This is a genomic window from Tsukamurella spumae (assembly GCF_012396015.1).
Taxonomy (GTDB): domain Bacteria; phylum Actinomycetota; class Actinomycetes; order Mycobacteriales; family Mycobacteriaceae; genus Tsukamurella; species Tsukamurella spumae.
Genome location: NZ_JAAXOQ010000006.1, coordinates 103552 through 125496, shown reverse-complemented (window position 1 = coordinate 125496; position 21945 = coordinate 103552). Strand labels below are relative to the sequence as shown.

The following is a 21945-nucleotide window of genomic DNA, read 5'->3' as shown; positions in this document are numbered from 1 at the left end:
CGGTCGTCACTCCTTGGTGATGTTCGGATAGTCGGGGTCACCGCTCCAGGTGAGCTCCGCGTTGACACCGTCCGCGCGGCCGCCCACCGCCAGGTAGTCCCACAACGGCACCACCGGCAGATCGCGTAGGAGGATCACCTGCGCCTCGTTCGCCAGCCGGTTCGACGCCGTCTGGTCGGGAGCCTGCTCCGCGGCGCGGACCTTCGCGTCGAACTCTGGATTGCTGTAGACCGCGTCGTTCGAGCTGCCGGTGCTGATGTACTGCGGCCCCAGGAAGTTGAGGAGCGAAGGGTAGTCCGCCTGCCAGCCGGTCCGAGCCGCAGATTTCAGCGAGCGCGCGGTTACTTCGGTGCGGATCTGCTTGAAGGTGGCGTAGGGCTTGCCCTGCGCCTGGATGCCGAGCGTGTTCGTGATCTGGCCGCACACCGCGTCCACCCAGGTCTGGTGGCCGCCATCGGTGTTGTACGCGATGCTGAAGATCCCATCCCAGGGGCGGATCGCGTTGGCTTGTGCCCACAGCTGCTTGGCCTTGTCCGGGTTGTGCTTGAGCGTGTCGTTGCCCGGGATGTTCGGATCCCAACCGGGGATCGTGCGGGCCGTGAAGTCCACCGAGGGAATACGGGTACCGAAGAAGATCTTGTCCACGATGAGGTCCCGGTCGACCGACATCGAGATGGCCTCACGACGCAGCCGTCCCTCCTCGTCGTACTTGAAGTGGTCCAGGTACTCCGGGATCGAGAAGGCCTGGGTCTGCGCGGTCGGCTTGACCATCGCGCGCGAGCCCAGCGACTTCTTGTACGAGCGCAGCGCGCTGGGCGGCAGGATCTCCATCACGTCGAGGTTGCCCGACCCGAGGTCGGCGTACGCCGCATCGAGCGTGGCGTAGAGGATGAAGGTCAAGCCGCCGTTCTTCGGCTTCGTACCCTGGTAGTCGTCGTTGCGCACCATGTCGACCTGCACGTTGTGTCGCCACTGCTTCAGTTTGTACTGGCCGTTGCCGATCGGGTTCTGGCCGAACTTGTCCTTGCCCTCGGTGAAGAAGACGTCGGGCAGCGGAACGAAGGGGGTGTGGCCGAGACTCAGCTTGAAGTCGATGTTCGGCTCCGTGAGGTCGATCGTGAAGGTGTTGTCGTCGACGACCTTCAAGCCGCGCATCTCGGTGGTCGACGTGCCCTTGTGCGAGACGTCTTCGAAACCGTCGATCGCGGCGAAGAAGTCCTGCTGCTTCTGCAGGTTCCCGACCGCAGCACCGAAGTTCCACGCCCGCACATAGTTGGAGGCCTTCACGGGCGTACCGTCGGTGAACTTCCAACCGGGCTTGAGCTTGACGACGAAATGCTTGTTGTCGGTGGTGTCCACCGACTGCGCATTCGCCAGCTGCAGCTTGCCGTCCGCGTCGTACTGATACAGACCGGTGAACAGGGAGCGGATCATGCGCCCGCCCATCTGTTCGTTGGTGTCAGTGGGCACGAGCCCGTTCTGGGGCTCGCCCGCGTACGCGCGGATGATCGCGTTCGGCCCCGTCGTGTTGACGGACCTCGCGCCCTCCATGCTGCACCCCGACACCGCCAGGGTCGCCGCGACCGCGGTAGCGAGGATCGCCCGCGCCGCCGGCCACCGCCTACTTCGTATTCCCACAACTTCCTCCGCCTGAGTTCGGCTATCTGGTGAACAGAACCTTAAAGGTGTCCACGCCGCCTGTCCCGGCAAACGTGAGCACTCCTACCGGAATGCTCTGGATTGCGGCCGCCGGGCGATGCGGGCGCCCGGCCTCGGGGACCTGCAACCCTCGTGCAACCCCTGGTCGATACGGTCGAATTTCAGCTTTCCCACCGCCCGCCACCCACGCCGTACCTAGGATTCGACTTATGACTGATTCCGCGACAGCCGCCTACCCGCCCTCCGCTGAATTCGCAGCTCAGGCCAACACGCACGGTCGGGAATTGTACGATCGTGCCGAAGCTGACCGTTTGGGCTTCTGGGCGGAGCAGGCGAACCGGCTGCACTGGGACACCCCGTTCGACGAGGTCCTGGACTGGAGCGGTGCCCCGTTCGCCAAGTGGTTCGTGGGCGGCAAGCTCAACGTGGCGTACAACTGCGTCGATCGCCACGTGGACGCGGGCAACGGCGACCGCGTCGCGATCCACTGGATCGGCGAGCCCGGCGACAGCCGCGACATCACCTACTCCGACCTCAAGGACGAGGTCAGCCGTGCGGCCAACTACCTCAGCTCGCTGGGCCTGAACGCCGGCGATCGCGTTGCGATCTACATGCCGATGGTTCCCGAGGCCATCGTGGCGATGCTGGCCTGCGCGCGTCTGGGTCTCACGCACTCCGTGGTCTTCGGCGGCTTCTCCGCCGGCGCGCTGCGCTCCCGCATCGACGACGCGCAGGCCCGCGTCGTGATCACCACCGACGGCCAGTTCCGCCGCGGCAAGCCGACGCCGCTCAAGGCCAATGTCGACGAGGCGCTGGACATGGACGTGGACGGCAAGCAGGCCGAGTCGGTCGAGAAGGTCATCGTCGTACAGCGCTGCCGCAACGACATCGATTGGCACGACCGCGACGTGTGGTGGCACGAGAGCGTGGGCGCGGCATCGTCGGACCACACGCCCGAGGCCTTCGACGCGGAGCATCCCCTGTACCTGCTGTACACCTCCGGCACCACGGGCAAGCCCAAGGGCATCGTGCACAGCTCCGGCGGCTACCTGACGCAGGCGGCGTACACGCACCACTACCTCTTCGACCTCAAGCCCGAGAAGGACGTGTTCTGGTGCACCGCCGACATCGGCTGGGTCACCGGGCACACCTACATCGTGTACGGCCCGCTCGCCAACGGCGCGACGCAGATCATCTACGAGGGCACCCCGAACTCGCCGAACGAGCACCGGCACTTCGAGATCATCGAGAAGTACGGCGTCTCGATCTACTACATCGCGCCCACGCTGGTCCGCACGTTCATGAAGTGGGGCCGCGAGGTCCCCGACGCGCACGACCTGAGCTCGATCCGCCTGCTGGGCAGCGTCGGCGAGCCGATCAACCCCGAGGCGTGGCGCTGGTACCGCGACGTGATCGGCGCGGGGAAGGCCCCGATCGTCGACACCTGGTGGCAGACGGAGACGGGCGCCGCGATGGTCGCACCGCTCCCCGGCACCACGACGCTCAAGCCCGGCTCGGCGATGGAGCCCGTGCCCGGTATCAGCGCGAACATCGTCGACGACGACGGGAACAGCCTGCCCCGCGGCGAGTCCGGCCTGCTCGTGCTCGACAAGCCCTGGCCGGCGATGCTGCGCGGCATCTGGGGCGATCCGGAGCGCTTCGTGGACACCTACTGGTCGCGCTACGCCGACCAGGGCTGGTACTTCGCGGGCGACGGTGCGCGGTACGACGAGGACGGTGCCCTCTGGGTGCTGGGCCGCGTGGACGATGTCATGAACGTCTCGGGTCACCGCATCTCGACCGCCGAGGTCGAGTCGGCCCTCGTCGGCCATCCCGCCGTCGCCGAGGCCGCGGTCGTGGGCGCCTCCGATGCGACCACGGGCCAGGCCATCGCCGCGTTCGTCATCCTGCGTCAGGGCGTCGACGCCTCCGATCCCGCGCGGCTGGTGGACGAGATGAAGGCGCAGGTGTCCAAGGACATCTCGCCGATCGCCAAGCCGCGCGAGATCAACATCGTGCCCGAGCTCCCGAAGACGCGGTCCGGCAAGATCATGCGCCGCCTGCTCCGCGACGTGGCCGAGGGCCGCGAGCTGGGCGACACGTCCACGCTCGTCGATCCGTCGGTGTTCGAGAACATCCGCAAGCAGAAGGGGTAGCCGGGGGCTGGCCCGAGACACGGGAGGGCGGTAACGTCAGGCCACTGTGACGTCGCACCACGCGACCGCGGTGTCCGGGCCTGCCGCCCTTATCCGTTCCGTCCGGCCCCTCGTTCTCCCGTACGGTCCGCGACCCCACCGTCGAGGAACCCAACATCGAGGACGTCGTCCGGCGGATCTACGAGCGCTCGCGCCCGAGCACCTGAGCCCGCAGCACGTCGACCGGGTCGCCCCCGCCGCGCGCGGGCGGCGGCCCCGCCTCCGGCACGCCGAGCGGTCCCGTCAGGTCCTTCTCCCACCGCGTCCAATCGGTGACGGCCCAGCGCTCCGCGATCGCCCACCATCCGGCCCGGCGCTCGAACCGGTCCACGTAGCGCAGGCCGAGGGTCAGGTAGGCCTGCAGCTCGGCGCCGGGCGCGGACCAGTGCGTCGCGGTGCAGTAGGTCTCGACCACCGCCACGTCCCCGGACACCTCGCACAGGTGGTTGCCCACCTGGTGGTGCGTGCCGCCGAGCGACTCCAGTTGTCCACGCACCCAGGGCACGTACTCCTCGACGGGGCCGTCGAAACCGGTGTGGTGGTCGACGGCGCCGGGGTGATAACAGGCGCGGACCGCATCGAGGTCGAGCCGGTCGATGCCCCGGCAGTAGCGCAGCACCACGTCGTGGATCTCGGTGCGGGCGAGGAGGTCGTCGACGGTCATGCCCCAGTGGACCACGCCGGCGCGACCCTGTAGGCAGTAATCCATGGGCTTCACGCGCGAGCAACTCCTCGCCTACTCGGATACGACGGTGCCCGACCTGATCGGTCCCGGCTGCAGGCTGCTGTTCTCGGGGATCAACCCCGGCCTCTGGACGGCCGCCACCGGGGCGCATTTCGCCCGGCCCGGTAACCGCTTCTACCCGGCGCTGTACACCGCGGGGATCGTCGATCACCTCATCGACGCGTCCGACGGCATGACCTTCGCGGACCGGAACGCACTGGTGGAGGCCGGGATCGGGATCACCAACGTGGCGCCGCGGGCGACGGCGAAGGCGAGCGAGCTCTCCGCCGACGAGCTCCGGGCCGGCGGCGAGGCGCTCGTCGAGCGCGTCCACGAGGTGGCCCCGACGATCCTCGCCGTCCTCGGGATCACCGCGTACCGCACGGCCTTCCACGAGCCCAAGGCCGCGCCCGGCCCGCAGGACCGGACCATCGGCGAGACACAGGTATGGGTCCTGCCCAATCCCAGCGGGCTCAACGCCCACGAGACCGTGGACACGCTGGCGGCGGCCTATCGCGCGGCCGCGGAGGCCGCCGGCGTCAGGATCCTGCCCGCTGCAGGGCGTCCGCCCGCACCTGGACCAGGGTGAGGTCGAGCAGGGGCGTCGCCACCCCCAGCGCTCGCCCGCGCGCCGCGAGGTCGCCGAGGATCTGCTCTCCCTCGTGGGGCAAGCCCGCCACGAGATCCCGGTAGAGCGAGGAGGTCATCGTCGAATCGGCGTCCACGAGCGTCGCGACGGTCCGCTCGTGGGAGGCCGCGGGAACCGGGTGGCCGGCCGCCGCGGCCACCGCCTCGGTCTCCGCGATGAGCGCCCGCACCTGCGGCTCTCCGCCGGCGCGGATCACCGGGCCCGCCGCGCTGCGGAACAGGCAGCAGTCGATGCCGCTGGCGGCGATGAACGCCCACTTGGCCCACATCGCGCCGACGATGTCACCCTCGACGGTGAGCCGGATCCCCGGCACGTCGAGGGCCCGGGCGACCGCGGGCGCACCGTCGCCGATGGTGATCGCGGACCAGTCGTTCATCTGGACCACGGCACCGTCGTCGAGGGTGGCGACGATCATGGCGAGCCCACCCAGGACGCGACTCCCGAACGCCTGCTCGAGCCGGTCCAGGTGGGCCATGCCGTTGAGGATGGGCAGGACGACGGTGCCCTCCCCCACGGCGGGCGCGACATCGGCGATCGCCGCCTCGAGCGCGGGGGCCTTGACCGTGATCACCACGAGATCGAAGACCTCCGGCGCAGCGGCGATCTCGTCCGCCGTGCGCACGCCGACGCGAAGCGTGCGCGTGCCGGACGGGTCCGTGAACCGGAGTCCCTCGCGCCGCACCAGGGCTGCGCGGGCGGGCCGGACGAGGAAGGTCACGTCCCGCCCGGCCTCGATCAGGCGCGTGCCGAACGCGCCACCGGTCGCACCCGCGCCGACGATCAGGATCCGCATGGATCAGACCTTATCGAGCTCCACGTCGCGCGTCTCACGCATGACGACGAGCGCGATCAGCGTCGTCGCGCCCGCGATCGCGAGGTAGACGCCCACCCAGGTCACGCCGTAGCTGTGCACCAGCCAGGTCGCGATGAAGGGGGCGATCGCCGCGCCGAGGATGGATGCGAGGTTGTACGAGACGCCACTGCCTGTGTACCGGACGTTGGTCGAGAACAGCTCTGGCAGCACGGCGCTCATGGGGCCGAAGGTCAGGCCCATGAGCGTCAACCCCACGATGAGCACCGCCAGCATCGAGCCCTGCGTGGTCGTCGCGGGGTCGAGGATCCACTTGAACAGCAGACCGTAGACGATGATCGCGACGGTCACGATGATCAGGACGAGGCGGCGCCCGAACCGATCCGCGAGCCACCCGGAGACCGCCACGAAGGCGGCGAAGAAGAGCACCGCGATCAGCTGCATCTTCAGGAAGTCGGTGAACGAGAAGGTCAGCTTGATACCGGACTTGTCCACGACCTTGCCCACGCCGTACGAGGCGATCCACGTGGTCACCAGATAGAACAGCGTGTACGTGGCGACCATGACGAAGGTGCCGATGATGAGCGGACGCCACGCGGTGCGGAACACCTCGCCGATGGGCGCCTTGACCTTCTTGCCCTCCTCGACGGCCTTCGCGAAGACGGGCGTCTCCGAGATCCGCAGGCGCACGTACAGACCCACCATCACCATGACCGCGGACAGCAGGAAGGGCACGCGCCATCCCCAGGTCATGAAGGCGTGGCTGGTGGTGGGGTTCTTGGAGTCGAAGTCCAGCGCCTCCATGAGGATGAGGAAGACGCCGTTGGCGAGGAAGAAGCCGAAGGGCGCGCCCAGCTGCGGCCACATCGCGGCCCACGCGCGCTTGCCCTTCTCGGCGGTCTCCGTCGCGAGCAGCGCCGCACCCGACCACTCGCCGCCGAGGCCGAGGCCCTGCGCGAAGCGCATGAGTGCGAGCAGTCCGGGAGCCCAGTACCCGGCCACGGCGTAGGTCGGCAGCAGGCCGATGAGGAAGGTCGCGATGCCCATCGTGAGCAGCGAACCCACGAGCGTCGCCTTGCGGCCGATCCGGTCGCCGAAATGGCCGAACAGGATCGAACCGAGGGGCCGCGCGGCGAAGGCCAGCCCGAAGGTCGCGAACGAGCTGAGCAGCGCCGCCGTGTCGTTGCCCTTCGGGAAGAACAGGGTGGGGAAGACCAGCACTGCTGCGGTCGCGTAGATGTAGAAGTCGAAGAACTCGATGGTGGTGCCCACCATCGAGGCGACGACGATCCGACGGCGGTTCACGGGCCGGTCGGTTTCGGTCACGGTCATGAGCGCAGAGATTACCGTTCGCGACGCGCACGAACGCGCGTGACCCGGATCACCGGGCTGTGCTGCGGTACGTTCGACGGATGACCGACGCACCGCCACGGTTCACGGCCTCACGCGCGCTGATCCGCTTCCTCCGTACCGAGACCGTCGGCGGCACAGCGCTTCTCGTCGCCGCCGCGATCGCCCTCGTCTGGGCCAACTCGCCGTGGTCCGGGGGCTACGCGCACCTGAGCGAGATCCACCTCGGCAGCGACGACTGGAGCCTCTTCGGCCAGAGCCTGCACCTGCGGCTCTCGCTCGCCGACTGGGCCAAGGACGGCCTGCTCGCGATCTTCTTCTTCGTGGCCGGGTTGGAGCTCAAGCGCGAGTTGGTGGTCGGGGAACTGTCCACTCTGCGCGGCGCGGCACTGCCCGTGCTGTGCGCGGTCGGCGGCGTCGTCGTCCCCGCGGTCATCGCCTTCACGGTCGCCCACGACGACCCGCACATCGGCACCGCGTGGGCCATCCCCATAGCCACCGACATCGCGTTCGCGCTCGGCATCCTCTCGCTCATCGGGTCCCGGCTGCCCTCGGGCGCGCGGGTGTTCCTGCTCGGCCTCGCCGTGGTGGACGACCTGATCGCGATCGTCGTCATCGCGGTGCTGTTCGCGGGAGAGCTCCGCGCGGGCTGGCTCGCCGTCGCCGCCGGCGGCTGCGCGCTGTACTGGTTCGCCCAGCACCGTCGGATCTCCACGCCCCTGCTCTACGTCCCGATCGCGATCGTCGTCTGGGTGGCCGTGCTGCAGTCGGGGGTGCACGCCACCATCGCGGGCGTCGCGCTCGGCCTGCTCACCCGGGTGCGGCCGGACCCCGGCGAGCTCTCGTCTCCGGCCGAACGGCTCGAGCACCGGATCCAGCCGGTCTCGGCGCTGATCTGCGTGCCGATCTTCGCGTTCTTCGCCTCGGGCGTCGCCGTGAACGGCGGGGTCTTCCGCGACCTGTTCACCGACGAGCTGGCGCTCGGCATCATGATCGGCCTGTTCGTCGGCAAGATCATCGGCATCTCGGGCGCCGCCGCGCTGGCCGTGCGGCTCCGGCTCGCCGAGCGCCCCGAGGGCCTGGCCGGCCGGGACATCCTGGCGCTCAGCGTGCTCGGCGCGATCGGCTTCACCGTGAGCCTGCTGGTCGCGGAGCTCGCGCTGCCCGCCGACGAGGCCGATCTGGCGAAGGCGGCGGTCCTGCTGACCTCCGTGGCGGCGTCTGTCATCGGGTCCCTGCTGCTGCTCAGGCGTGGGAGGCTGCACGCGCATTCGTAACCTCTGGCACGATGACTACAACTAGAGGAGGACCACAGTGAGCTTGGACAGCACACCCACGAGCGGGACCCCGCGCACACTCTCGGCGATCCCGCTCACCGATCCCAGCGTGACCGCCTCCGGCGATCCGACGATCGGCAGTCTCGTGCGCGACGCATCGGCCCAGGTCTCCTCGCTGGTCCGCGCCGAGGTCGAGCTGGCCAAGGCCGAGACCATGCGGGACGTGAAGAAGGCCGCGACCGGCTCGGCGTTCTTCGCCGTCGCCGGCGTCGTCGCGCTGTACTCGTCGTTCTTCTTCTTCTTCTTCCTCGCCTGGCTGCTCAACGTGTGGCTGCCGATGTGGGCGGCCTCGCTCATCGTGTTCGTCCTGATGCTGATCGTGGCCGGTCTCGCGGCGCTCTTCGGCTTCCTCAAGGTGCGCAAGATCCGCGGCCCGCAGAAGACGATCGCCTCGCTCAAGGAGTCGCAGTCGCTCCTCAAGGGCGATGTCGACCCGATGGCGGCCCTGAAGAGCGGCGCACCGTCGGGCGACGCCGGGCGCTGACCCGACGAGCCCGAGGCGAGGAGAAGGTGACCAGTCCCGACCCGTCGAGCGTCCGGTTCGCCGGCCCGTGGGAGCATCTCGACGTCCGCGCCAACGGGATCCGGCTGCACGCCGTCGAGTACCGGCCGGACACCGGTCCGGCCGCCGCCGACCGGCCGCTCGTGGTGTTCCTGCACGGCTTCGGCGGCTTCTGGTGGAGCTGGCGGCACCTGCTCCCCCAGCTGCACGACGCCGGCCACCGGGCCGTCGCCGTCGACTTGCGCGGCTACGGCGACAGCGACAAGCCGCCCCGCGGGTACGACGGCTGGACCCTGGCCGGGGACATCAGCGGCCTCATCCGCGCGCTCGGGCACACGTCCGCCGCGGTGGTCGGGCACGGCGAGGGCGGCCTGGGCTGCTGGGCCACGGCCACCCTGCACCCGCGGGTGGTCTCCGCGATCGCCGTGATCTCCTCGCCGCACCCGATCGCGCTCAAGCGCTCGGCACTGCGCAACAAGGACCAGCGTTCGGCGATGCTCGGCCCGATCACCTTCGCGCAGCTCCCTCGTGTCGCCGAGGACCGATTGACCAGGGACGACGGTGCCGAGATCGGCGCTCTCTACGCCGCCCGCAGCGGCTCGACCTGGCGGCGCAGCGCCGACTACGCGGAGGCGCTCACGCAGTACCGCAGCGCCATCCAGATCCCGGGCACCGCGCACAGCGCCCTCGAATACGCGCGCTGGGCGTGGCGCAGCCAGTTCCGGCCCGACGGCAGCCGCTTCCTCGGCAGCATGAATCAGCGGCTGCACATCCCGGTGCTCGCCTTCCGCGGCGAGGTCGACCCGTACGTCCTGCCGCAGCCCGTGTACTCGAGCCACGACTGGGCCGACGACTACCGGGTGCGCGCCGTCGAGAACGCGGGGCACTACGCCCACGAGGAGGCGCCCGGCATCGTCGGGCCGCAGCTGGCGGACTTCCTCGCGGACCTGCCCGGTCCCCGTCTCCTGCCCTGAGCCGGCCGCCCGTCCGACGGTGCCGCGGCCCGGCCCGGCGAGTCGGGCGTCGTCAGCGGTTGACGCAGTCGCCCGTCGAGACACCCGCGGTGGCGGTGCTACCGGCCTGCAGCGCCGGCTCGACCTGCTTGGCCGTCAGCGCGAACGCGGTGTCCGCGTCGTCGACCGCGACGCCGAAGATCACCCCCACCACGTTGCCCTGCCGGTCGAACATCGGCCCGCCGGAGTTGCCCGGGCGGACCTGCCCGCGCAGCAGGTAGACATCGCGCCGGACCTGCGCGTCGCGGTAGATGTTGCGGCCCTCGAGGGTCTGCTGGCTGCGCACGCGCGACGAGGACAGCGTCAGCGGCCCGCCGCCGGGGAATCCGAGCACGAAGCCCGGGTCGCCCGGCTTGGCTCCGTTGAACACGATCCGCAGCGGTGCGGCCGTCATGCCGGGCACGTTGAGCACCGCGACATCGGTCTGGGGGTCGAAGTAGACGACCTGGGCGCTGTACTTCTTGGTGCCGTTGACGGTGACCTGCACGCTGCGGGTGCCGGCGACGACGTGCGCGTTGGTGACCACGCGGCCGGCGGTCGAGACGAAGCCCGAGCCCTCGAGCGCGCGGCTGCACGACGGGGCCTGGCCGTCGATGCGCACCACCGAGGAGCGGACCCGCTGCACCACCGGGTCGGTGAAGTCGACGCGATCGGGGGCGTCGACGCTGACCACCGGGGTGTTGACGAATGGCCCCAGTGCCTGCGGCAGCCCGGAGTCGTCGATGATCGACGCGAACTTCTGCGGCAGCCCATCGGCCCCGACCACCTTGGCGAATCCGTTGACCTTGCCGAGCACGTACGAACCGTTCACCGACCGCGCGATCTGCGGCGCGGCGGCGGTGGTGAGCGGGATCGCGACCAGCCACGCCGCCACCAGCAGCGCGCCCACCTGCACGACCGCGCCCACGCCGGAGTCCACCGTCCGCAGGCCGCCGTGCCGGATCGAACTGCGCACCGCGCGGCCGAGGACCATGCCGGACAGCTCCCCGATGATCACCAGGCCCGCGAGCAGGCCGACGCCGAGCACGACGCGCCCCGTCGGGTTGTTCACCGAGTCGAGGACGTGCGGGGCCAGCAGAACACCCGCCGCGGCGCCCAGCACCACGCCGACGAACGCGAGCACCGAGGCCGCGGCGCCCTGCCGGTAGCCGGACAGCGCGGCGAGGAGCACGAGCCCGACGACGACCACGTCGACCCAGGTCGATCCGGTCATCGGGCGTTCTCCTGCCAGGTCGCGGCACGCGCCGCGGCGGCGCGCACCTCGTCGGTGAGGGGCCGCACGTCGCCGGTGTTCCACGGACGTTCCCAGCCCGCGGCGCCGATCAGCGCGTTCATCAGCCCGCCGGTGAAGCCCCAGACCAGCATCGGCCCGGCCGCGAACGCCGGCCCACGGTAGAAGGACTTGCGCACCATGAACCGGTGCGCGGGGTCGATGAGCTCGGCCAGCGGCACGCGCCGGACGAGCGCGGTCTCACCGGGATCGACGACGCCCACCTCGGAGGGCCGCGCGGCGTAGCCGATGACCGGAACCACCCGGAAGCCCGACACTGGCACCTCGATGGGGTCGAGCTCGGCGACGATCTCGACCGACGACGGATCCAACCCCGTCTCCTCCCAGGCCTCCCGGAGCGCGACGGCGACATCGTCGACGTCCTCCGGATCCCGCTTGCCGCCGGGAAAGGCCACCTGGCCCGAGTGCTGGCGAAGGGCGGACGCGCGCTGCGTGAGCAGCACCGTCGCGTCCTCGGGCGGGGTCGAGCCGGACGCGCCCGGGTCACCGTCGAACAGGATCAGGACGGACGCCGGACGCGGATGCTTCGTCCGTTGCAGCGCGGCGACAGCACCGCCGCGCAGCCGGAGCTCGTCGGCGACACCGCCGAGGTTGCCCAGCAGTGGATCGAGCCACTGCGGGGTGCTCACAGGCTCACCCCGAGCTCGGTGCGCACCAGGGCGGCCACGTCGTCGGCGGAGGTGAAGGGTTGGGCGTGCACACCGGCAACAGTGCCATCGGAACGCAACAGAACGGTCACGGGGTAGGCACGCGGGGCGCCGAGCAGCGCCGCGACGACCGCCTGCGGGTCCTGCACGGTGGGCAGCTTCACCTTCAGCTCGGCCAGGAGGTCCAGGCCCGCGACGGCGTTCGGGTCGGCGTGCACGCCGAGCACCGTCAGGCGGTCACCGGCGCGTGCGGCGATCTCCGCGAGGGCGGGCAGCTCGACGCGGCACGGCCCGCACCACCAGGCCCAGACGTTGATCAGCGTCGGGCGGGTGGTCGGGGCCGCGAGGTCCACGGGCGCGCCGTCGCCGAGGCAGCTCAGCGACAGGCTCCTCAACTGCGCCGCGCCGATCCCGGCGGGGCACGCCGGCTGCGCCGCCCGCTCCCGGGCCGCCGTCACCTGCCCGGGGCTCACGCTGGTCGACGGTGCCGCCCCCTGCGTCGGCGAGGCCGGGGCACCGTCGCCGCCCCGGGGCCAGATCGCGACGGCCAGCGCGACCACGACGACCGCGCAGACGACGAGAGCGCGCACGCGGGCGGGGACGCGGCTGCGCCGTTCGCCCGGAAGCAACGGGGCGGGTGAGTTCATCGACCGGCTCCCGCCTGCACCCGCCGCCGACGGGGCGGGGGCGGCGCGATCTCCAGCAGGTGGTCGCGTTCCGGGCCCTTGACCAGCTCCGCCGCCTCGACGGGGTCGATCGGGCCGGTGCCGAACGAGGGACAGTCCTTGGCCAGGACGCACACGCCGCACGCCGGCTTGCGGGCGTGGCAGACGCGACGACCGTGGAAGATCACCCGGTGACTGAGGAGTGTCCATTCCTTGCGCGGAATCAGCTCGCCCACGGCGAGCTCGATCTTCACCGGGTCCTGCTCCTCGGTCCACTCCCAGCGGTGCACCAGGCGGGAGAAATGCGTATCCACGGTGATTCCGGGGACGTCGAAGGCATTGCCCAGGACGACGTTCGCCGTCTTGCGACCGAAGCCCGGGAGCGTGACGAGCTCCTTCAGGGTGCGCGGTACCTCGCCGTCGAACCGGTCCACGAGCGCCTGCCCCAGCCCCATGATCGAGGTGGCCTTGTTGCGGTAGAAGCCGGTGGAGCGGATGTACTCCTCGAGCTCCGCCCGGTTCGCCCCCGCGTAGTCGGCGGCCGTCCGATAGCGGGCGAACAACGCCGGTGTGACTTGATTCACCCGAACATCGGTGCACTGCGCCGAGAGGATCGTGGCGACCGACAGCTCGAGCGGATCCGTGAAGTCGAGTTCGCAGTACACGTGGGGAAACGCGGCCGCCAGAGTCCGGTTCATCCGGCGGGCACGCCGCACCAGCGCGAGGTGGGACTCCGGCTTCGGGGGCATGAGAATCGATTCTAACGACGGCGACGTCGCTCATTCGTTGCCGTATCGAGACCTTGGCTGTGTTTACTGTCCGGCATGCAAGGATTGCTCGGGTTGCTGTTCCCGGTGGTGCTGATGCTGTTCGCATTGGCCATGGAGCGAATCGAGAGGCGGGTGACCGCCGAACCCGCGGTGCCACCCGTCACCGGCGACGACGAGGCACCCGATGTCGAGACGCTGGCGCGGATCGGCCTCCCCAAGGCCGTCGACAGTCTCGACCTCGACGGTGGAGCCGAGCGCCGGGCCAGCTGAGACCGCATTCCTCGACCTGACGGGCCCTCGCCCAGCCGGCCTTCGCGGACCTCGCCACGGCATCGGACGGGCCAAATGTGGAACGCAGACGTGCCGTTCATGGTGCGAGCGGGTAATGTTCACCACAGAGGTCTGTGCGATTTCCCACACCAGCGCGGAACGCTTTATAAACTCACACTCCAGGTCGCGGCGATCGCCGCCTGCGGCGGTTGGTCGATCAAGGAACGAGGTACCCCGTGGACGAGGTCCTGGCGCGGGCCGGCATTTTTCAAGGTGTCGAGCCTGGCGCGGTCGATGCGCTCACCAAGGATCTGCACGAGGTCGACTATCCCCGCGGGCATGTGATCTTCAACGAGGGCGAGCCGGGTGACCGGCTGTACATCATCCTCGCCGGCAAGGTGAAGCTCGGCCGCCGCTCGCCGGACGGTCGCGAGAACCTGCTGTCGGTGATGGGCCCGTCGGACATGTTCGGTGAGATGTCGATCTTCGACCCGGGCCCCCGCACGTCGAGCGCGACCTGCATCACCGAGGTCCGCGCGATGACGATGGACCGCGAGGCCCTGCGCGCGTGGATCCGCGACCGGCCCGAGATCGCGGAGCAGCTGCTGCGCGTACTCGCCCGCCGCCTGCGGCGCACCAACAACAACCTGGCCGATCTCATCTTCACCGACGTCCCCGGCCGCGTCGCAAAGCAGCTGCTGCAGCTCGCGCAGCGCTTCGGCACGCACGAGAACGGTGCCCTGCGCGTGACCCACGACCTCACACAGGAGGAGATCGCACAGCTCGTCGGCGCCTCCCGCGAGACGGTCAACAAGGCACTCGCCGACTTCGCCCACCGCGGCTGGCTCCGCCTCGAGGGCAAGTCCGTGGTGATCACGGACAGCGAGCGCCTGGCGCGTCGGGCTCGCTGACCGGTCTGGGGCGGGGAGTCGCTGCGCACTAGGCTTCGCGCCCTCGGCCAGCGCCTCGGGCACTGCAGAATCGTTTGCAGCGTCTCCCCGCCCCATCCCTCGTCCGGCAGGCGTCCCACCTGTTCGCTCAGCCGTGCTCGGCTAGATACCTGAGCTGGACCTTGACGGACATGCGCGCGGCCGGCCAGGCCTTCTTGTCGACGTCGCGGTAGACGTGCTTGACGATCTTCATGGGCTTGGCGTCAGCGGCGCTCAGGCCCAGCTCGTCGAGCGCGTCGCGCACCTGCTGCAAGCGGTCCTGACGGTGCGCGGCGTACGCCGCGACGACGGGCCCCGCGTCCGGCAGGTCCGGGCCGTGGCCCGGTAGCAGGACGCGACCGTCGGCCACCGTCGACAACGACTCCAGCGAGCCGAGGTAGTCGGCGAGCGTGCCGTCCGTGGCGTCGAGCACCGTGGTGCCGCGCCCGAGCAGGGTGTCGCCGGAGACGAGGGCTCCCGGCTGGTCCGTGGCACCGTCGACGTCGACCAGGAAGCTCAGCGAGTCGGCCGTGTGGCCCGGCGTGTGCAGCACCGTGATCCGCAGGCCCGCGACCTCGATCACCTCGCCGCCGACGAGCGGGGTCGCGGTGTTGATGCAGAACTTCGGCGCGAAGGCGCGGATGGGGCTGCGCGTGAGCTCCTCCCACTTCTTCAGCCCGCCCGTGTGGTCGGCGTGGCGGTGCGTCACGAGCGTCAGAGCGACGGTGCCCGCGGCCTTCGCGACCCGCCGCAGGTGCTTCTTGTCGCCCTTGGGGCCGGGGTCGACGACCACGGACTCCTCGCGCCCGGGGGCCCGCAGGAGCCAGGTGTTGGTGCCCTCGAGGGTCATCACCGACGGGTTGTCGCAGAGCAGCACCGCGGCGAAGGGAGTGACCTGCCGCAGCTTCCCCGGCGCGGGATGCTCGCGGGTCATACCTGGACCGTGAGCTCGACCTCGACGGGCGCACCCAGCGGCAGTTCCGCGACGCCGACGGCGGACCGGACGTGCACGCCCGCGTCCCCGAAGACCTCACCGAGCAGGAGGGACGCGCCGTTGACGACGGCGGGCTGACCCGAGAATCCGGGCGCGGAGGCGACGAAGCCGGTGACCTTGACCACGCGCTTGACACTGTCGATCCCGACGAGGGCGTGCACGGCGGCCAGCGCGTTGAGCGCGCATTGCCGGGCGGCGGCGACGGCGGTCTCGACGTCCACCACACCCTCCGCGTTCTCGCTGACCTTGCCCTGCGCGAGGAGAACGCCGTCGACGAGGGGCAGCTGGCCGGACGTGTGCACCAGGTCGCCCACCTGCGTGGCCGGAACGTACGCGGCGAGCGGCGGCACGACCTCGGGCAGCACGATGCCGAGCTCGGCGAGCCGGGCGGAGACGGCGCTCACGAGAGGGGCCGCTTCATGTAGGCCACGTGCTGCTCACCGGTGGGGCCGGGAAGCACGGTGACGAGCTCCCAGCCGTCGGAGCCCCAGGTGTCGAGGATCTGCTTGGTGGCATGGGTCAGCAGGGGGATGGTGGAGTACTCCCACGTGGTCTTCTCACTCATGGCCTCACCCTATCCACCACCCGGGCGGCGCGATAGGCGCGATCCCCCAACCCCGGGGATGCGCGGAGGCGGAGCCGCCGCGGGAACGTGTTCTCGGTCGCATTGCACGGGGAGGTTCAGGCTATCGGCCCGGGCGTGCACGGCGGTATCGCTATGCTCCGGTCGTGGTGGTGAGCGAGGCGGACCCGAGCGGGGTCGCGCAGGACACGGCGACGGCATGGCCCGAGGATCTGCGGGCCTCCCGGTTGCACTTCGTGTCCGGTAAGGGCGGGACCGGCAAGTCGACGGTGGCCGCAGCGCTCGCCCTCGCGCTGGCCGAGGGCGGCAAGAAGGTCCTGCTGATCGAGGTCGAGGGCCGCGCCGGCATCGCCCCCACCTTCGAGCTGGGCGAACTGCCGCCGACCGAGACGAAGATCGCGACCGCCGGCACCGGCACCGTCTTCGCGCTCCCGATGGACGTCGAGGCCACCTTCCTCGACTACCTCAAGACCAACTACGGCATGGGCCTCGCGGCTCGCGCGCTCAAGTCGATCGGTGCGATCGAGTTCGCGACGACGCTGGCGCCGGGCCTCAAGGACATCCTCATCACCGGCAAGATCATGGAGTGCACGCAGCGCCGCGACCGCGACGGCCGGTACACCTACGACGCGATCGTCGTGGACGCGCCGCCGACGGGCCGCATCGGGAAGTTCCTGGACGTCACGCGGGCGATGAAGGAGATCGCGAAGGCGGGCCCGATCGCCGGCCAGGCGGACCGGGTGGTGCGCCTGCTGCACTCCCCCGGCACCGTCGTACACCTGGTCACGCTCCTCGAGTCGCTGCCGATCCAGGAGACCGCGGAGGCCGCGCGGGAGCTGCGCGAACTCGATCTCAAGGTCGGCGCGGTCATCGTCAACCGGACGCTGCCGCAACTCCTCGACGCCGATCAGCTGCGGGCCGCCGCCGACGGCACCGTCGACGGCCCTGCGGTCCGGGCCGCGCTCGACGGTGCCGGGCTCGCCCTGTCCGACGACGACCTGGCCGGGTTGCTCACGGAGACCATCCAGTTCGCGCGGACGGTCGACGGCCAGGAGGAGGCGCGCGCGGACCTGCTGGCGATCGAGGTCGCGGGCCGGTTGGAGCTGCCCTTGCTGACCGGTGGGGTGGACCTGCGTGGCATCCGCGAACTGGCGGGCGCGCTGGAAGAGGCGGGGGTTCGATGATCGGCTTGGAACTGGGTCCCCAGCTGATGGATCCGGGCACGGGCGTGGTGGTGTGCTGCGGCTCCGGTGGGGTGGGCAAGACCACGACGGCTGCGGCGATGGCGCTGTGGGCGGCCGAACAGGGCCGGCGGGTGGTGGTCCTGACGATCGATCCCGCGCGCCGGCTCGCGCAGGCCCTCGGCGTGGCCGACCTGACGAACGAGCCGCAGGAGGTGGACGTCCCCGGCGACGGCACCCTGCACGCGATGATGCTCGACATGAAGCGGACCTTCGACGAGATGGTCACCTCGAATGCGGATCCCGCACGGGCGCAGGAGATCCTGGCCAATCCCTTCTACCAGACCGTGGCCAGTTCGTTCTCCGGGACGCAGGAGTACATGGCGATGGAGAAGCTCGGCCAGCTCACCGCCGACGAGCGCTGGGACCTCGTGGTGGTGGACACGCCGCCGTCACGCAACGCCCTCGACTTCCTGGACGCGCCGAAACGCTTCGGCTCCCTACTCGATTCGCGCCTGATGGGGCTGATCGCGGGCCCCACCCGCGGCTTCGGCCGGCTGGTCTCGGGCGGCATGGGGATCGCGCTGAAGCTGGTCTCGACCATCGTCGGCAGCCAGATGCTCTCGGACGCTTCCGGATTCGTCTCCCAGATGGACACCCTGATCGGCGGCTTCCAGGAACGCGCGGATCGCACCTATGCGATGCTCGCACAGCCCAGCACCCGGTTCGTCGTGGTCGCCTCACCCGAGGAGGACACGCTGCGCGAGGCCACGTACTTCGTGGAGCGGCTCGCGGGCGAATCGATGCCGCTCGCCGGACTCATCGTCAACCGCACGCACCCCGGGCTGGCCGCGCTCCCCGTCGAGGCCGCCCGCGCCGCGTCCGGGCGCCTGGGGCCCGACGGTGCCGCCCGCACCGCCGAGGCCGTCCTCCGCGTGCACGCATGGCGTGCGGAGATCGCGGCGCGCGAGGTGCACGTGCTCGGGGAGTTCGTCCGACGGTGCCCGACGGTCCCGGTGGTGGGCGTGCCCTCGCTGCCCTTCGAGGTGGCCAACCTGGAGGCGCTGCAGGCCGTCGCGGAGCAGATCGTCGGCCGAACTCAGTAGCCGAGCATACGAAAGGGCCCCGCACCGTCGAAGGTACGAGGCCCTGATACCTCCCGCTGGGAGGCGGGGAGTCAGCCGGCGACGACGCGCTTGCGCTCGCGCTGAGCTTCGAAGAAGGCACGCCAGCTGGTGACCTCCGGGTGCTGGCGGAGGAGGGCACGGCGCTGACGCTCCGTCATCCCGCCCCAGACGCCGAACTCGACGCGGCTGTCGAGCGCATCGGCACCGCACTCGAGCTGGACCGGGCAATGGCGGCAGATGGTCGCGACCTTGCGCTGGGCGGCGCCACGGACGAACAGCTCATCGGGATCGACGTCGCGACACTTGGCCTTGGAGACCCAAACCAGGCGATCCTCGTCGTCGACCAGAACCCGTGCACTTGTCATGTGACATCCCCTTTCGCGTGTCATGGCCCCGGCCCTCCCTCGGTCCGTCCCGGAGGTGTACGGGGGGCCGATCGAGGTGGTCACCACATCTTCTGCAATAGTGTTACCTGAATCACACGGAGGACACAAGTCGAGGACCGAGGTAGATCGGAACAGTGGTCCAAGAAAATCTGTACGCCCGTACCGACGCCCTGGTCGGCGCGTCGGGACCCCGGAATCGTGCGGGTCGGCACGTATCCTGGTGACCGTGTCGAAACCCGGAGTGATCGCGAAACTGGTCGGCTGCATCCTGCTGGCCGGTCTGCTGGTCGCCGGTGTCCTGTTCCCGTACGTCGGCGGCGTCGGCCTCATCTCGAACCGTGCGGCGGACACCGTCGACAACATCAGTTCGGAGCTGCTCGAGGGCCAGGTGCCCGAGGTGACCACGGTGGTCGACTCGACCGGAGCGCCGATGGCCTACCTCTACGACCAGCGGCGCGTGCAGGTCCCGTTCAATCAGATCTCGCAGAACATGGTGCGCTCGATCATCTCGATAGAGGACAAGCGGTTCATGGAGCACGACGGCGTGGACTACCAGGGCACCCTGCGGGCCTTCCTGAAGAACCAGTCGGCGGGCGAGGTCCAACAGGGCGCGTCGACGCTGGATCAGCAGTACATCAAGAACTACCAGCTGCTCGTCCTCGCGAAGTCGGACGCGGATCGGCGCGCGGCGGTCGAGACCACCCCGGCCCGCAAGCTCCGCGAGGTCCGGATGGCGCTCACGCTCGAGCGCACGCTCACCGAACGCGCGAAGAAGGAGCACGGGGTCGACGACGCGCAGGCGAAGGTGATCGCCAAGGAGCAGATCCTCGCGCGCTATCTGAATCTGGTGCCCTTCGGCAACGGCGCCTACGGCATCGAGGTGGCGGCGCAGACCTACTTCGGCAAGCGGGCCTCGCAGCTGAGCATCCCGGAGTCGGCGATGCTCGCGGGCATGGTCCAGTCGAGCTCGTCGCTGGACCCGTACACCAACCCCCAGGGCGTCACGATCCGCCGGAACACCGTCCTCGACACGCTCATCGCGAACTTCCCGAAGCAGGCCGAGGAGTACCGGGCGGCCAAGCAGGCGCCCCTCGGCGTCCTCCCGCGCCCGAACACGCTGCCCGGCGGCTGCATCTCGGCGGTCGCCAACCGCGGCTACTTCTGCGATTACGTGTTGCAGTACCTCGCCCAGGCCGGGATCTCCAAGGACCTGGTGATGCGCGGCGGCTACACGATCCGCACCACGCTCGACCCGCGGGTCCAGGACTCGGTGCAATCGGCGCTCACCGCCACCGCCAGCCCGACGCTCTCCAATGTCGCGCAGGTCATGAACGTGATCAAGCCCGGCGAGACCTCGCACGACATCGTCGCGATGAACTCCTCGCGGGTGTACGGCCTGGACGTGGGCAAGGGGCAGACCGTCCAGCCCGAGCCCTTCGCCCAGGTCGGCGACGGCGCCGGCTCGACCTTCAAGATCTTCACGGTGGCCGCGGCCATGGAGAAGGGCATGGGCCTGGACACCAATGTCACCGTGCCGTCCACGGTGCAGGTCAAGGGGATGGGGCACGGCGGCTACGCGGGCTGTCCGTCCGATTCCTACTGCGTGAAGAACGCGGGCTCGTACCCGTACTCCATGTCGCTGACGCAGGCCCTCGCGACCTCGCCGAACACGCCCTTCGTCAAGCTGATCGAGCAGGTGGGCGTCACCCCGGTGGTCGATATGGCGGTCAAGCTCGGCATGCGCTCGTACACCCTGCCCGGGAGCTCGGGCTTCGGCAGCGACAGCCTCGCCGACATGTTCAAGAAGCAGAACCTGGCGTCGTTCACCCTCGGTCCGACCGCGGTGAGCGCACTCGAGCTGACCAATGTCGCCGCCACGCTGTCGTCGGGCGGCATGTGGTGCCCCGCGAACCCGATCCAGTCGATCACCCAGCCCAAGCGCAACAGCGACGGCACGCAGTCCGTGGGGCCCGACGGTAAGCCGGAGACGACCCCGGTGCCCTTCAAGTCCGAGAAGTGCGAGCAGGTCATCGACAAGGGCCTGGCGAACACCCTCGCGAACGCGCTGAGCCAGGACGACCGCGGCGCGGGTACCTCCGCCGGCTCCGCCTCCCGCGCGGGGTGGACACTGCCGCTGTCGGGCAAGACCGGCACCACCGAGACCTTCCGCTCGTCGGCCTTCCTCGCGTTCACGAACCAGTACGCGGGCGCCAGTTACGTCTACAACGACGGCAACTCCCCCGGCCCCATCTGCACGAGCCCGCTGCGGCCCTGCGGCGACGGCAATGTCTACGGCGGCAACGAGCCGGCGCTGGCCTGGTACACCGCGATGAAACCGATCTCGACGATCTACGGGCCCGTCGCGCTGCCCTCCGTCGACCCGAAGTACCGGGACGGCTTCGGCCCCGGCAAGATCCCGAACGTGATCGGACTCAACGAGGCCGCGGCGCGGTCCCGGATCGAGGCCGCGGGCTTCAAGGCGACGGTCGCGTACGTGAACAACTCCGCGCCGAACGGCACCGTCGTCTCCACCTCGCCGTCCGGTTTCACGCAGCCCGGGTCGACGATCACCCTGAACCTGTCGAACGGCATCGCCCCCGCACCGGCGACCCCGTCCCTCCCCGGCGTCCAGACGGGGCCGGGCGGCACCACCATCACCATCCCGGGCTTCGGGCAGTTCACCATCCCCGGTGCGGGTGGCCAGGGCGGCGGCCCGGTGCCCGCGCCGGCGCCGACCCCGGGGAACTGACGTGCGCGGCGGACGCGCCGTCGTGGCGCTCCTCCTGGCGGGTTCGACGGTGACCGTCGTCTCCTGCTCGTCCGGGACATCGGGATCGCCGACGCACGTACATCGGCGGCGGC

At 70.1% G+C, this 21945-nt stretch carries 22 protein-coding genes; 10 read left to right on the top strand and 12 right to left on the bottom strand.

Annotated features, from left to right (window positions below):
- Positions 1-6: 6 nt before the first annotated feature.
- Positions 7-1551: a peptide ABC transporter substrate-binding protein gene (locus tag HF999_RS06365; protein ID WP_168545058.1), complete on the bottom strand. Its 1545-nt coding sequence runs from the start codon at positions 1549-1551 to the stop codon at positions 7-9.
- Positions 1552-1868: 317 nt separating this feature from the next.
- Between HF999_RS06365 and acs the strand changes: the two genes are divergently transcribed.
- Positions 1869-3815 (top strand): acetate--CoA ligase, encoded by a 1947-nt coding sequence (gene acs / locus HF999_RS06360; protein WP_068571331.1) that lies wholly within the window; start codon positions 1869-1871, stop codon positions 3813-3815.
- Between the two features lie 178 nt (positions 3816-3993).
- Here acs and HF999_RS06355 read toward each other — a convergent pair whose 3' ends face one another.
- Positions 3994-4563, bottom strand: a complete 570-nt coding sequence (locus HF999_RS06355) for a nuclear transport factor 2 family protein (protein WP_246207416.1) — start codon at positions 4561-4563, stop codon at positions 3994-3996.
- Here HF999_RS06355 and mug point away from each other — a divergent pair.
- Positions 4562-5167 (top strand): G/U mismatch-specific DNA glycosylase, encoded by a 606-nt coding sequence (gene mug / locus HF999_RS06350; RefSeq protein ID WP_168545057.1) that lies wholly within the window; start codon positions 4562-4564, stop codon positions 5165-5167. The two genes, HF999_RS06355 and mug, sit on opposite strands and share 2 nt — an antisense overlap.
- Here mug and HF999_RS06345 read toward each other — a convergent pair.
- Positions 5118-6020, bottom strand: coding sequence for a 2-dehydropantoate 2-reductase (locus tag HF999_RS06345; RefSeq protein ID WP_168545056.1), 903 nt, complete (start codon positions 6018-6020; stop codon positions 5118-5120). The two genes, mug and HF999_RS06345, sit on opposite strands and share 50 nt — an antisense overlap.
- 3 nt (positions 6021-6023) lie before the next feature.
- Complete coding sequence (locus HF999_RS06340) at positions 6024-7370, bottom strand: MFS transporter (RefSeq protein ID WP_168545055.1); 1347 nt, start codon at positions 7368-7370, stop codon at positions 6024-6026.
- 80 nt (positions 7371-7450) lie between these two features.
- Here HF999_RS06340 and nhaA point away from each other — a divergent pair, with 80 nt between their 5' ends.
- From nhaA to HF999_RS06325, 3 genes are read left to right on the top strand one after another with little or no spacing between them, the layout of a single operon-like run.
- Complete coding sequence (gene nhaA / locus HF999_RS06335; RefSeq protein WP_168545054.1) at positions 7451-8665, top strand: Na+/H+ antiporter NhaA; 1215 nt, start codon at positions 7451-7453, stop codon at positions 8663-8665.
- A gap of 37 nt (positions 8666-8702) precedes the next feature.
- On the top strand, positions 8703-9209 hold the full coding sequence (locus HF999_RS06330) for a phage holin family protein (protein ID WP_168545053.1): 507 nt from the start codon (positions 8703-8705) through the stop codon (positions 9207-9209).
- A gap of 26 nt (positions 9210-9235) precedes the next feature.
- Positions 9236-10201, top strand: coding sequence for an alpha/beta fold hydrolase (locus HF999_RS06325; RefSeq protein ID WP_168545052.1), 966 nt, complete (start codon positions 9236-9238; stop codon positions 10199-10201).
- A 52-nt stretch (positions 10202-10253) separates the two neighbouring features.
- Here the strand turns inward: HF999_RS06325 and HF999_RS06320 are convergent, their stop codons facing one another.
- From HF999_RS06320 to nth, 4 genes are read right to left on the bottom strand one after another with little or no spacing between them, the layout of a single operon-like run.
- Positions 10254-11453, bottom strand: coding sequence for a MarP family serine protease (locus tag HF999_RS06320; protein ID WP_168545051.1), 1200 nt, complete (start codon positions 11451-11453; stop codon positions 10254-10256).
- On the bottom strand, positions 11450-12160 hold the full coding sequence (locus tag HF999_RS06315) for an NUDIX hydrolase (protein WP_168545050.1): 711 nt from the start codon (positions 12158-12160) through the stop codon (positions 11450-11452). The genes HF999_RS06320 and HF999_RS06315 overlap by 4 nt, the downstream gene beginning before the upstream one ends.
- Positions 12157-12825: a TlpA family protein disulfide reductase gene (locus HF999_RS06310; RefSeq protein ID WP_168545049.1), complete on the bottom strand. Its 669-nt coding sequence runs from the start codon at positions 12823-12825 to the stop codon at positions 12157-12159. Before HF999_RS06310 ends, HF999_RS06315 begins: the two co-directional genes overlap by 4 nt.
- Positions 12822-13592, bottom strand: coding sequence for an endonuclease III (gene nth / locus HF999_RS06305; RefSeq protein ID WP_168545048.1), 771 nt, complete (start codon positions 13590-13592; stop codon positions 12822-12824). The genes HF999_RS06310 and nth overlap by 4 nt, the downstream gene beginning before the upstream one ends.
- 75 nt (positions 13593-13667) lie before the next feature.
- Here nth and HF999_RS06300 point away from each other — a divergent pair, with 75 nt between their 5' ends.
- A complete protein-coding gene (locus HF999_RS06300; RefSeq protein ID WP_168545047.1) occupies positions 13668-13883 on the top strand; it encodes a hypothetical protein in 216 nt (71 codons plus the stop codon).
- Between the two features lie 236 nt (positions 13884-14119).
- Entirely contained in the window at positions 14120-14794 is a 675-nt protein-coding gene (locus HF999_RS06295) for a Crp/Fnr family transcriptional regulator (RefSeq protein ID WP_068571345.1), read from the top strand.
- Positions 14795-14921: 127 nt separating this feature from the next.
- On the opposite strand, the gene HF999_RS06290 is transcribed toward HF999_RS06295, so the two are convergent.
- The 3 genes from HF999_RS06290 to sp36 are packed head-to-tail and all read right to left on the bottom strand — an operon-like array spanning position 14922 to position 16371.
- The gene (locus tag HF999_RS06290; protein ID WP_168545046.1) at positions 14922-15746 is read right to left on the bottom strand and encodes an MBL fold metallo-hydrolase; all 825 of its coding nucleotides are present in this window, start codon (positions 15744-15746) and stop codon (positions 14922-14924) included.
- The gene (locus HF999_RS06285; protein WP_168545045.1) at positions 15743-16210 is read right to left on the bottom strand and encodes a RidA family protein; all 468 of its coding nucleotides are present in this window, start codon (positions 16208-16210) and stop codon (positions 15743-15745) included. Before HF999_RS06285 ends, HF999_RS06290 begins: the two co-directional genes overlap by 4 nt.
- On the bottom strand, positions 16207-16371 hold the full coding sequence (gene sp36, locus HF999_RS06280) for a Sp36 family protein (protein WP_139057904.1): 165 nt from the start codon (positions 16369-16371) through the stop codon (positions 16207-16209). The genes HF999_RS06285 and sp36 overlap by 4 nt, the downstream gene beginning before the upstream one ends.
- Before the next feature lie 164 nt (positions 16372-16535).
- Between sp36 and bagA the strand changes: the two genes are divergently transcribed.
- Both bagA and bagB read left to right on the top strand, forming a co-directional pair.
- The gene (gene bagA / locus HF999_RS06275) at positions 16536-17573 is read left to right on the top strand and encodes an ATPase BagA (RefSeq protein WP_376766478.1); all 1038 of its coding nucleotides are present in this window, start codon (positions 16536-16538) and stop codon (positions 17571-17573) included.
- Complete coding sequence (gene bagB, locus HF999_RS06270; protein WP_168545044.1) at positions 17570-18676, top strand: ArsA family ATPase; 1107 nt, start codon at positions 17570-17572, stop codon at positions 18674-18676. Before bagA ends, bagB begins: the two co-directional genes overlap by 4 nt.
- 71 nt (positions 18677-18747) lie before the next feature.
- Here the strand turns inward: bagB and HF999_RS06265 are convergent, their stop codons facing one another.
- Positions 18748-19062, bottom strand: a complete 315-nt coding sequence (locus HF999_RS06265; RefSeq protein ID WP_168545043.1) for a WhiB family transcriptional regulator — start codon at positions 19060-19062, stop codon at positions 18748-18750.
- Positions 19063-19309: 247 nt separating this feature from the next.
- On the opposite strand from HF999_RS06265, the gene HF999_RS06260 reads away from it, so the two are divergent.
- Entirely contained in the window at positions 19310-21832 is a 2523-nt protein-coding gene (locus HF999_RS06260; RefSeq protein WP_312854041.1) for a penicillin-binding protein, read from the top strand.
- Positions 21833-21945 lie beyond the last annotated feature (113 nt).